This window comes from Actinomycetes bacterium, from assembly GCA_035506535.1.
Taxonomy (GTDB): Bacteria; Actinomycetota; Actinomycetes; order DATJPE01; family DATJPE01; genus DATJPE01.
This window is the reverse complement of record DATJPE010000063.1, coordinates 47,746-59,333: the sequence shown is the minus strand read 5'-3', so window position 1 is coordinate 59,333 and position 11,588 is coordinate 47,746. Positions and strand designations below refer to the sequence as shown.

Sequence of the window (11,588 nt, the reverse complement as noted above, 5' to 3'; positions counted from 1 at the left end):
TGACGGTTCTTGCGGGTGGGCGGGTGGCGTGGTCAGGAACCAGGTGCGGACGGGCTCGGCCGGAGGTCGGCGTCGGCGTCCAGGCCGAGGTCGGCCGCGATCGCGCGCCAGCAGTTGAGGCTGCTGCCACGGCCGATTCCCGACCCGGAGTGCATGCTGGACGAGCAGTTGTAGAGGTTGGGCAGGACGGTGCGGTAGCCGGAGAGCTCGGGCACCGGACGGAACCGCCCCGACTGGCTGGCCATGGTCGTCCCCTGGCTGTAGCCGCCCTCGACCATGTCCGGGTGGGTGGCCTGGATGTCGCGGGGCAGGATGATGCGCAGCCCGGCGATGTTGTCCCTGGTCATGTTCGGGGCGTAGCGCGGCCAGGACTCGACGAGCAGGTCGACCACCTCCCGCTCGATGCGCTTCCACCCCTCGCGGTCGAAGAAGCGCAGGGGGGCGACGAACTCCTCGACCCCGACCAGGTGCTTGCCGGCCGGCGCGCGGCCTGGATCCCACAGGGTGTCGGTGCTGCTCAGGGCGAAGAAGCGGCTGCTGTGGCCGCGCGTCATGATCTCGGCCTGGTAGCGGGTGCCCAGCCAGTCCGGGTCCTTCGGTCCCCAGTACAGCCGCGGCTGGGGGCCGACCTCCGGGTCGCCGACGGCCGCGGCGTAGTCCGGCGGCTCGTGCACGGCGACGTTGATCCAGGCCAGCTGGCCGCGGTCGTAGTGCACGTTGCGCAGCCGGTTCTCGAGGGCGCGCGGGAGCCGGACCGACGGCGCGAGCGTGAGCAGGGTCTGGGGCAAGCCGAGCCCGCTGACCACCAGGTCCGCCTCGATCACGTCGCCGGACCTGAGCCGGACACCGCTCGCGCGGCCGTCGCGCGTGAGGATCTCCGTGACGGGGCTGTGCGTGAAGTACTCGACGCCGCGCCGACGGCCGGCGGCGACCAGCGCGTCGGTGATGGCCCCGGTGCCGCCGATGGCGATCGCGGCCGGCTCCAGCGACAGGGTGAGGGCCAGCACGTGCACGAGGCCCTGCAGGCCGGGTACGTCGTCGCCGTAGCAGCCCGTGGACGTGGTGGCCGCGCGCATGAACAGCGTGCGCAGCTCGTCGGACTCGAAGAAGTCGTAGGCGAGCTGGCGAAGGCTCATGAACTGGTGGACCGGCTGCAGGACGCCGTCCTCGCTGAGCTCGGCCTCCAGGGGGTCCGGCTCGCCCCAGGGCCGCGGCGGGCTGAAACGGTGGCGGCCGAAGGCGCTCTTGAGTCGCGAGGTGTACGCGTCGTGGATGCGCAGGTAGGTGTCGGCGTCGGCGTCGGAGAAGTGCCGGATCGCATCCTCGGTGCGCTTGACCCCCTCGGGCCAGGGCTCCTGGGTGCCGCGGTCGTCCACGACGCGGAAGGCCGACCACCCGACGAAGGCGGTGGCGTCGTCGAACACCATCGCCTCGTTGCCCTCGGGGAAGGCGTAGCGCAACCCCTCCGCATAGAGGTCGAAGTCGCGATAGGCCGGGTGGGAGTAGAAGCGGGTCCAGTGCGAGTACAGGTTCATCGAGAACCCGGACAGGGGGCCGCTCCCGCTCATGGCGGCGCCGCCGAGGCGCCCGCTCCCCTCCAGCACGGCGACGGACAGGCCGGCCCGCGCGAGGTACGGCGCGATGATGGTCGCGTGGTGGCCGCCGCCCAGCACGACCGCGTCGTAGTTGGCTGCGGGGCTCATCCGACCTCCCGGCCGCGAGGGGTGCTGATGCGAGTGGTGCTGATGACTGTGACGGCAGGACGGGAAAGGGTTGTCTTGCCTTTCATCTGTTGGAAGGATTGACCGTCACCGGGTCGACACCGGCCCGTGACGCAGCGGAGGGACCATGCCCGTCGTCCGGACCGCCCCGGGGGAGTCCGTGACCTCGAGGGCGCTGGGGCTGCTCGGCGCCTTCGACCAGCAGCACCGGGTGCTCAGCCTGTCGCAGGTCGCGCGGCGCAGCGGCGTACCGCTGGCCACCGCCCAGCGCCGCCTGCGCGACCTCGTCTCGGGCGGGCTCATGGACCACCGTGAGGACGGCCTCTACGAGATCGGGGCGCGCATGTGGCAGCTCGGCCTGCTCTCCCGGCCGACGTCGATGCGCGAGGCGGCGCTGCCCCACCTGCAGGACCTGGTGGCCCGCACCGGCCACACCGTCCACATGGCCGTCCTCGACGGCGACGCGGCCCTCGTGGTCGACCGGCTGGCCGGCTCGCGCACCGTCCCCACCCGGCACCTGCCGGGGGCCAGGCTGCCGCTGTACTGCACGGCCGTGGGGATCGCCCTGCTGGCCTTCGCGCCGGAGGCGGTGCAGCAGCGCGCCCTGTCCGGGATGGTCCCGCACACGCGCTACACGACGATCGACCCCGAGGTGATCCGCGCCCAGCTGGCGAAGGTCCAGCGGACCCGGATCGCCGAGAGCCGCCAGCAGCACCGGATCGGTGTCGCCGCCGTGGCCGCGCCCGTGTTCGCCTCCGACGGGGCGGTCACCGCCGCGATCGGGCTCATCGGCCCGGTCGACGCCCGCCTCTCGGCCCACGTCGAGACGCTGCGCGGGTGCGCCAACGCCGTGGCCCGAAGCGTCGAGATCCTCGAGCGGCGGTGGTTCGAGGAGTGATCGATGTGACCCAGGTCACATCGATGAGGTTCCGCTGGTCGGAAGGGCGCTGCCACCTGCTGCCGGCCGGTCGGGTGGGATCGGGGACGTGCTGCCTCGTCAGAACCCCGACCGCAACGACCTGGGCGAGGACGTCACCGACCGGGTCCCCGCGCCCTCGGCCGCGATCGGGGTCCACGAGCTGCGGCCGCTGGACGAGCGGATCTGGGTGCTGGCGGCGCCCGCGCTCAAGGTGAGGGACAACGACGTCCACTCCTTGTACGCCTACGGCATCGCCAGCGCCCTGCTCGACGTGCTGCCCGACGCCGACCCCGACATCGTGCTGCCGGCGGTGCTGCTGCACGACATCGGCTGGTCGACGGTCCCGCTGCCGGAGATCATGCAGGCGTTGCGGCCGGGCGCCCGCAGCTCGGAGGCGTCGCTCGCGGTCGTTCGCCGGCACGAGGTGGAAGGCGCCCGCCTGGCCACCGAGATCCTCGAGGCCCTCGACGTCCCGGCCACCTCGGTGGCGACCATCGCCCGGATGATCGACGGCCACGACACGCGCCTGGAGGCGCTCTCCCTCGACGACGCCATCCTCAAGGACGCGGACAAGGTGTGGCGGGTGACCCCGGCCGGCATCGAGGTCGTCATGGACTGGTTCGGCCTCACGCGCGAGGAGTCGCACCGGCTCAACGCCCACCGGACGCACGACCATCTGTTCACCGACGCCGCCCGTAGCATGGCGCGCGTCCTGTCGGCGGTGGCCTGGGTCGACTGCAGTCCCCAGCGAGCGGCCCTCGGCTGAACCGCGGAGGAGGTGCCCACGACGCCCGGTCGCTCGGTCACCTCGAAGGTCGTGGCGATCCTCGGGTCCTTCCAGGACGGCCCGTCGACGCTGAGCCTCACGGAGATCGCCACAGCGGCCGACCTGCCGATGCCCACCGCGCACCGCCTCGTCGGGGAGCTCGTCGAGCGCGGGGTGCTGCGCCGCGACGACTCCGGGCGCTACCGCGTCGGCCGCTTCATCTGGCGGATCGCCCAGAACGCCGGCCGGGAGCTCCGTGACTCCGCCCGCCGCCACCTCGCCGACCTCTTTGCGGCGACCGGCGAGACCTGCCTGCTCGCCATCCGCGACGGTGAGCAGGTGCTCGTCATCGACCGCATCTACGGCACGGCCGACCAGGCGCACGTCGCCAAGGCGGGCGACCGGCGCCCGCTGCACACGAGCGCCACCGGCCAGGTCCTGCTCGCCTACGAGGAGCCGTGGCTGCAGCGCGCCTACCTGGACCGCCTCGGCGGTCCCGAGGCCCGTCGGCTGACCGACTCGCTGGCCCAGGTGCGCCAGCGCGGGTACGCCGCCGTCGTCGAGGAGGCGCAGGCGGGCTGCACCCTGGCCGTTCCGGTCCTGCTCGACAGCGAGCACGCCGTCGCGGCGATCGGGCTCGTCGCCCCCTCGACCCGCCAGCTCGATCGACGGGTGCGGCTGCTGACCCAGGCCGCTCGCCGGATGGAGCCGGAGGCCCGGCGCTGGCCGAACACCCGCGTCGTGGCATCGGTCTTCGAGCATCCCTGAGCGGCCGGGAAGGCGCTTCCACTCAGTGGAACTTGCGCGTTGTGGTCGCCCGACGGGCTGCGGACCATGGCTCGCACCTGCCACGAGGAGCCTGCCCATGTCGACGACTGCCGAGACCCCCGCTTCGACCGCCTCGGTGTCCGGCTGCCCGGTCGCCCACGGATACGACGCCTTCGCCCAGGCCGACCCGTTCGCGACGTGGGCGCACCTTCGCGCCGACGACCCGGTGTTCCACGACGAGCACACCGGCTACTGGGTCGTGAGCCGCTACGCCGACGTCAAGGCCGTGTTCGGCGACTGGGAGACCTTCAGCAGCGAGATCGCCCACTTGCCCGTTCGCGAGCGCGGACCCGAGGCCAAGCGGATCATGGACGAGGGCGGCTTCACGGCGTACTCGGGCCTGTCCGCCCGCGTCCCCCCGGAGCACACGCGGATCCGGCGCATCGTCGGCAAGGGATTCACGCCACGGCGCTACGCGGCCCTGGAGCCGACCATCCGCGAGACGACCCTCCGAGCGGTCGAGCGGATGCTCGCCGACCCCTCCCGACAGGCCGACCTGCTCAAGGCCCTGTGCGAGGAGATCCCGGTCGTCACGATCCTCGCCCTCCTCGGCATCGACCTCGACTACGACGTCGAGACCTTCAAGCGGTGGTCGGGGGCGCGGGCGGCGATGACGTGGTCCGACCTCACCGACGAGGAGCAGGTCCCGCATGCGCACTCCCTGGTCGAGTACTGGCAGACGTGTCTGTCCCTCGTCGAGGACGCCAAGGCGGGCGAGCGGGACTCGCTGGTCGGCGACCTGGTACGTGCGCAGCGTGAGGGCGACCCGATCACCGACCACGAGATCGCCTCCGCGTGCTACAGCCTGCTCTTCGCCGGGCACGAGACGACCACGGTGCTGATGGCGAACGTCTTCCGCGTGCTGCTCGCCGACCGCGAGTCCTGGCAGCGCGTCATCGCCGACCCCGAGGCGATCCCCAACGCCATCGAGGAGGTCCTGCGCGTCAGCCCGTCGCTGACGGCCTGGCGGCGCAAGGCGCTGCGCGACACCGAGGTCGGCGGCGTGCCGATCCCCGCGGGGGCGTACCTGCTCCTGCTCATGGGATCGGCCAACCGCGACGAGGCGACCTTCCCCGAGCCCGACCTCTTCGACATCGCCCGCGAGAACGCGCGCGAGCATCTGGCCTTCGGCTACGGGATCCACTACTGCCTCGGGAACCGGCTGGCGAAGCTGGAGGCGAAGGTCGTCGTGGAGGAGGTCGCCCGGCTCGTCCCTGACCTCCGCCTCCGCGACGACGTACCGATCACGTTCGGGAAGAGCCTGACCGTTCGCGCTCCGGCCTCCGTCCCGGTGGCCTGGTGAGCCCGGGATGAGCGAACGAGCCCGAACCGTCCTCGTCACCGGCGCGGCGGGCGGCCTGGGTCGCGCGTTCGCGCTCGGCTTCGCCGAGCGCGGCTACCGCGTGGCGGTCGGGGACGTCGACGTCGACGGGGCCGCGGAGACGGCGGACCTGGCGCGCAAGCACGGGGTGGACGCCTGGTCCGGCCACCTGGACGTCGCGTCCGTGGCCTCCACGCAGGCGACCGCTGCCGACGTGGCCCGCTTCGCTGGCGGCCTCGTCGACGTCGTCGTCAACAACGCCGCCATCTACGCCGGCCTGCACCGCTCACCGCTCGAGCAGATCGACCCCGACGAGTTCGACCGGGTCCTGGCGGTCAACGTGAAGGGGCCGTGGCTCGTCGTGCGCGCGTGCAGCCCGTACCTGGGCGACGGGTCGAGCGTGGTCAACGTCGCCTCGGCGACCGTCTTCAGCGGGTCGGAGCAGTGGCTGCACTACGTCGCCTCCAAGGGCGCCGTCGTGGCGATGACGCGCGTCATGGCGCGCGAGCTCGGCCGGCGAGGGATCACCGTCAACACTCTCGCCCCCGGGTTCACCCTCACCGAGGCGAGCTACGGCCACATCGAGAACGCCGAGCAGTACGGCGTCGAGCGCGGGGCGCTGCGCAGGGCCGGCGTGCCCGAGGACATCGTCGGCGCCGCGCTGTTCCTCGCCGGCGACGACAGCCGCTTCCTGACCGGCCAGACCCTGGTCGTCGACGGCGGCCGGCAGTTCATCTGACCTGCGCCGGCGACGGCCGGCGCAGCCCGACGCGCACTGGGAGTCCACGATTCCGCGTATCACCTACACCGACGACTCCGGCGCCAGCCGCGTGGTCGAGGGCAGCGCCGGCGACAGCGTCATGGAGACCGCGGTCCGGCACGGCGTACCCGGCATCGTCGGCGAGTGCGGCGGATCGCTGTCGTGTGCCACCTGCCACGTCTTCGTCGACGACGCAGACCTTGCCGGGCTCGCCCCGATGAGCGAGATGGAGGACGAGATGCTGTACGGCACCGCGGTCGACCGGCGGGAGAACTCCCGGCTCAGCTGCCAGCTCAAGCTCGGCCCCGACACCGACCTGCACGTCACGACTCCCCGGACCCAGGTCTGACGCCGTGGGCGGGCTTCTCGTCGTCGGCGCCTCACAGGCTGGGGTGCAGCTCGCGGTCTCGTTGCGCGCGCTCGGCCGCACCGGGCCGATCACCCTCCTGGGGGAGGAGAACCACCGGCCCTACCAGCGTCCCGCGCTGTCCAAGGAGTTCCTCCAGGGGCTGATCACCAAGGAGTCGGTCGTCTTCCGGACCGACGACTACTGGGCCGAGCACGGCATCGACGTGGTGAAGAACGAGCGCATCATGCGGGTCGAACCCCGAGGCGACGGGGGTGGCGTCGCCCACGCGATGTCGGGCGCGGAGTTCGGCTATGACCGGCTCGCGCTGTGCACGGGGGCGAGGGCTCGCCGCCTGATGCTCCCCGGGGCGGACCTGCCGGGGGTGCTGTACCTGCGCAACGCCGACGACGCCCTGGAGCTCAAGGCCCGCGTCCCCATGGCTCGTGACGTGGTGGTCATCGGCGGCGGGTTCATCGGGATCGAGGCGGCCGCGAGCCTGCAGGTCCTGGACCGACGGGTCACCCTGCTCGAGGCCGGCTCACGACTCCTGGAACGTGCGGTCGGTCCCGACACCTCGGCGTTCGTGCTGGAGCACCACCGAGCGGCCGGTCTCGACATCCGCCTCGGCGCGTCGGTCACCCGCATCGTCGCCGACGGCGACAAGGTCGGCGGCGTCGAGGTGGACGGCGAGGTGATCCCCGCCCAGATCGTGCTCGTCGGGATCGGGGTCGTGCCGAACACCGAGCTGGCCGAGACGATGGGCCTCGTGTGCGACAACGGGATCGTGGTCGACCGCTACGCCGTCGCCTCCGACGGACGTACCCTCGCCGTCGGTGACGTCGCCAACCTGCCCAACCCGGTCCCGGGCGCTCCACCCGGCGACCGCGTGCGCTTCGAGAGCGTCAACAACGCGGTGGAGCAGGCGAAGGTCGCCGCGTACGCGGCCATGGGACGCCAGGAGGAGTACGTGAGCATCCCCTGGTTCTGGTCCAACCAGGGCGAGCTCAAGCTGCAGATCGCCGGCCTGTCCAACGGTCACGACCAGGTGGTGGTCCGGCGCGACCGCGAGCGCGGGAAGTTCTCGGTGCTCTACTACCGAGCGGGCCGCATCATCGCCGCCGACGCCATCAACACACCCCTGGACTTCATGGCGGTCAAGGCCGCGCTCGGTTCGGGCGCGAACATCCCTGCGGACGAGGCGGCCGACGCGACCGTCGCGCTGAAGTCCGTGACGAGGGCCGCGTGAGCACGGCCACGATCCGCACGCTCCCGCGACCGGCACTGCCGTGGACGCATGTGAGCAATGTGTACGTCGACGGCGCCTGGCGCGACAGCGCCTCGCCGCGCACCGACCTTGTCGACCCGGCCGACGAGCAGGTGTGGGGCAGCGCCCCGGACTGCGGTGCCGAGGAGGTGGACTGCGCAATCGTCGCCGGGGACCGGGCGTTCCGGGACGGCCCATGGCCCCGGCTGCGGGCCGCCGAGCGCGCGGAGGTGCTGTTGCGGATGGCCGACCTCGTCGAGCAGGACTCCCGCGAGATGGCCTGGACCATCTCGCGGGAGAACGGCTCACCGCTCGCGGAGACGACGGGCGCGGCCGTCAACGCGGCGTCGATCCTGCGCTACTTCGCGACCCTCGCGCCGCTGCTGGACCGGGAGGACGTCCGGCCCTTCCCGCTGCTCGCCGGCCGCGAGTCGCTCGTTCGTCGAGACCCCGTCGGCGTCTGCGTCCTCATCGCGCCGTGGAACTTCCCGGTCAACCTCGTCGTCACCAAGCTGGCCCCGGCCCTGCTCGCCGGGTGCACGGTCGTCGTGAAGCCGGCGCCGTCCACGCCTCTGTCGATCCGCTTCGTCGTCGAGGCGGCCGCGCGGGCCGGCGTACCCGCCGGCGTCGTCAACCTGGTGAGCGGCGGCGGCGCGACCGGCGACGCGCTCGTCCGCCACCCGCTGACGGCCAAGGTGGCCTTCACGGGCTCGACGACCGTGGGACGGCGGATCGCAGCGGCCTGCGGGGAGCTGCTCAGACCGGTGACCCTGGAGCTGGGCGGGAAGTCCTCGGCGCTGCTGCTGCCGGACGTGGACCTCGACCACCTCGAGCAGGTGCTCGTCCGCTCGTGCCTTCGCAACACCGGCCAGACCTGCTACATCTCGACGCGGCTGCTGGTGCCCGCCGCCCGCTACGACGAGGTCGTCTCGCGGGTCGCGGCCCATGTCGCCGCCGCGCCGCTGGGCGACCCCTTCGACGAGCGCACCGTGTTCGGCCCGCTCGCGCTGCGCTCGCAGTACGACAAGGTCCTGGGCTTTCTCGATTCCGCCCGCGCGCAGGGGGCCCGCGTCGTGACCGGCGGGCACGCCGTCGACGGACCGGGCTTCTACGTCGAGCCGACGGTCCTGGCCGACGTCACGCCGTCGATGGACGTCGCCCGCGAGGAGATCTTCGGGCCGGTCCTGACGATGCTGAGCTACGACACCCTCGACGAGGCGGTCGAGCTGGCCAACGGGACCGGCTTCGGGCTCGGCGGCATCGTGTTCTCCTCCGACGAGGAGGCCGCCGTGGCCGTCGCCGAGCGGATGGACACCGGGTCGGTCGGCATCAACTTCTTCGCCTCCAACCACGCCGCGCCCTTCGGCGGCCGCCATGCGTCGGGCCTCGGCACCGAGTACGGCCCCGAGGGCCTGGCCGCGTACCTGAGCCTGAAGTCGATCCATCGGACGTCAGCGCGCGCATGACCGCGTCACGAACGGCGCTCTCCGCCCCCGTCGACGGGTTTCGCCTCTGCTACGACGTCGTCGGTGACGGCCCGGATGTCGTGCTCCTGCACGGCTGGCCGGGCGATCGGGCGGACTTCCGCTCGGTGGTGCCGCTCCTCGAGGGGATGCGCCTCGTGGTGCCGGACCTGCGCGGCTTCGGTGGGTCGGACGCGCACCCCCAGCCGCCTGCGGACGCGTACGCCGCCCCCGCGCAGCTGCGCAGCGTCCTTGGCCTGCTCGATGAGCTCGGCGTCCGGCGGGCGGTGTTCGGCGGCTACGACATCGGCAGCCGGCTGTTGCAGGCGATCACGTCCGCGGACCCCGATCGCGTCCGCGCGCTCGTGCTGACCCCTCCGCTGCCCGGAGCGGGTCAACGCTTGCTGGCTCCCGCCGTGCAGGCGGAGTTCTGGTACCAGTCCCTGCACCGGCTCCCGCTCGCCGACGACCTGCTCGACGGCCGGCCCGACGCGCTGCGCGCGTACCTGGGCCACCTGTGGAGCCACTGGAGCGGGCCGGGGTTCTCCCTCACCCCGGACGAGCTGGACCGCCTCGTCGGGCTCTACGCGCGGCCCGGGGCGTTCACCGCATCGATCGCCTGGTACCGCTCCCGCGCGGGCAGCGTCGCGTCAGCGACGACCGAGGCCCCGCCTCCGGCGGACGAGCGGGTCGCGGTGCCGGCCGAGGTCCTCTGGCCGGAGCACGACCCGCTGTTCCCGCCCGAGTGGTCGGACCGGCTGGGGGAGTGGTACGCCGAGGCGCGGCTGACGATCCTCCCCGGCTGCGGCCACTTCGTTCCGCTCGAGGCACCCGAGGCGTTTGCCGACGCCGTGCGCCGGGCGCTCGCCCGCGGCTGACTCACGGGCTGCTCGAGGCCGGGCTGAGCCGACGACGCGCCCGACCGCGACCCGGCCCCGGCTCGACCGAGTCGGCCAGCTCCTCCGCGGGCCGCGTCCGCTCGGCCCACGCGCCGTAGCGACGGGCCCACGGCTCGGCGGTGATCCCGTGCAGGACGACGCTCAGCACGACGGTCAACGTGATGGTGTCCATGACCTCGTGCAGGGCAGCGTCCATCGGCAGTGCCTCCACGGCAATCAGCGCGAAGATCACTGATGCGAGGCCGCGCGGGCCGAACCAGCCGACGAAGGCCACCGTGGGCCGCTTCATGCCGCTCCCCACGAGGGCGAGGGCGACCGGGAGCATCCGCAGGACGGTGAGGGAGGCGACCGCGAAGACCACGGTGCGCCAGGTGAAGTCCGTCGCGAGGTGGGCGACGGCGAGGACTCCGAAGAGGCCCCAGACGGCGAGGCCGAGCAGGACCGAGATCCAGGCGGTGAGCTCCAGCGCGGGCTGGCGCGAGGTCGGGTCGCCGTCCCTGAGGCCCGGTGCGGCGGCGCCGAAGGCCGTACCGGACACGAACGCGGCCACGAAGCCGTTCCCGTGCAGGACGAGGGCGCTGAAGTAGCAGGCGAGCGGGACGGCGAGCGTGGCCACGGAGAGAAGCCCAGGTTCGACCCGGTTCGCGCTGGTGAGGGCGAGGACCCGGCCGGTGAGGGCGCCGAGCACGGCGCCGATGAGCACGCCGAGCGCCAGCTCGACAGCAGCCGAACCGATGGTCCCGACGGTCCCGACGTGGGTGCCGCCGGCGGCCGCGACGGCGAAGAGCACGACCGGAGTCGCCAGGCCGTCGTTCAGGCCGCTCTCCACGTTGAGGATCCGCCGGACTCGGACCGGGACGACGGGGTCGAGCACGGTGGCCGCGCCGAGCCCGGCGTCGGTCGGGGCCAGGGACGCGCCGAGGAGGAGTGCCAGCCAGACGCCCGCGCCGGGATAGAGCAGCCGCGCGGCGGCGTACCCGGCGATGACGGTCAGCGGGAGACCGATGAGCAGCAGCCTGGCGCAGAGGCCGGCATCGGACTCGAGTTGGCGCGGACGCACCTGCGCGGCGTCATGGAACAGCACGAGCGCGAGGGTTATCTCGGCGAGGTCGTGCACGACGGACTCGTCCACGTGGTGGCCCACGGGGAGCAGGCCGATGAGGGTGCCGAGAGTCGTGAACACGATCGGGGCGGTGAGGTGGGCGCGGTCCAGCCGTCGCGACTGGCTGACGAAGGCGATGACTGCCAGGGCGAACACCGCCACCGCCGTGGCGCTCACCGCAGGCTCGCCCCTCGTC

Annotated in this window: 11 protein-coding genes; 9 read left to right on the top strand and 2 right to left on the bottom strand. The window is 72.7% G+C overall.

Features of this window, described 5'->3' with window-relative positions; genetic code table 11:
- Nucleotides 1-32: 32 nt before the first annotated feature.
- Nucleotides 33-1,703: an NAD(P)/FAD-dependent oxidoreductase gene (locus tag VMI11_08870; GenBank protein ID HTY72521.1), complete on the bottom strand. Its 1,671-nt coding sequence runs from the start codon at nucleotides 1,701-1,703 to the stop codon at nucleotides 33-35.
- A 145-nt stretch (nucleotides 1,704-1,848) separates the two neighbouring features.
- On the opposite strand from VMI11_08870, the gene VMI11_08865 reads away from it, so the two are divergent.
- From VMI11_08865 to VMI11_08825, 9 genes are all read left to right on the top strand, one after another.
- Nucleotides 1,849-2,619, top strand: coding sequence for an IclR family transcriptional regulator (locus tag VMI11_08865; protein HTY72520.1), 771 nt, complete (start codon nucleotides 1,849-1,851; stop codon nucleotides 2,617-2,619).
- 88 nt (nucleotides 2,620-2,707) lie between these two features.
- Entirely contained in the window at nucleotides 2,708-3,406 is a 699-nt protein-coding gene (locus tag VMI11_08860) for an HD domain-containing protein (GenBank protein ID HTY72519.1), read from the top strand.
- Nucleotides 3,407-3,418: 12 nt separating this feature from the next.
- Nucleotides 3,419-4,174: an IclR family transcriptional regulator gene (locus VMI11_08855; GenBank protein ID HTY72518.1), complete on the top strand. Its 756-nt coding sequence runs from the start codon at nucleotides 3,419-3,421 to the stop codon at nucleotides 4,172-4,174.
- 97 nt (nucleotides 4,175-4,271) lie between these two features.
- Entirely contained in the window at nucleotides 4,272-5,537 is a 1,266-nt protein-coding gene (locus VMI11_08850; GenBank protein HTY72517.1) for a cytochrome P450, read from the top strand.
- Between the two features lie 7 nt (nucleotides 5,538-5,544).
- Complete coding sequence (locus tag VMI11_08845; GenBank protein HTY72516.1) at nucleotides 5,545-6,294, top strand: SDR family oxidoreductase; 750 nt, start codon at nucleotides 5,545-5,547, stop codon at nucleotides 6,292-6,294.
- 49 nt (nucleotides 6,295-6,343) lie between these two features.
- Nucleotides 6,344-6,664: a 2Fe-2S iron-sulfur cluster-binding protein gene (locus VMI11_08840; GenBank protein ID HTY72515.1), complete on the top strand. Its 321-nt coding sequence runs from the start codon at nucleotides 6,344-6,346 to the stop codon at nucleotides 6,662-6,664.
- A gap of 4 nt (nucleotides 6,665-6,668) precedes the next feature.
- The gene (locus VMI11_08835) at nucleotides 6,669-7,910 is read left to right on the top strand and encodes an FAD-dependent oxidoreductase (protein ID HTY72514.1); all 1,242 of its coding nucleotides are present in this window, start codon (nucleotides 6,669-6,671) and stop codon (nucleotides 7,908-7,910) included.
- Entirely contained in the window at nucleotides 7,907-9,394 is a 1,488-nt protein-coding gene (locus tag VMI11_08830; GenBank protein ID HTY72513.1) for an aldehyde dehydrogenase family protein, read from the top strand. The genes VMI11_08835 and VMI11_08830 overlap by 4 nt, the downstream gene beginning before the upstream one ends.
- Nucleotides 9,391-10,269 (top strand): alpha/beta hydrolase, encoded by an 879-nt coding sequence (locus VMI11_08825; protein ID HTY72512.1) that lies wholly within the window; start codon nucleotides 9,391-9,393, stop codon nucleotides 10,267-10,269. The genes VMI11_08830 and VMI11_08825 overlap by 4 nt, the downstream gene beginning before the upstream one ends.
- 1 nt (nucleotide 10,270) lies before the next feature.
- Here VMI11_08825 and VMI11_08820 read toward each other — a convergent pair whose 3' ends face one another.
- A complete protein-coding gene (locus VMI11_08820; protein HTY72511.1) occupies nucleotides 10,271-11,569 on the bottom strand; it encodes a cation:proton antiporter in 1,299 nt (432 codons plus the stop codon).
- Between the last annotated feature and the right edge of the window lie 19 nt (nucleotides 11,570-11,588).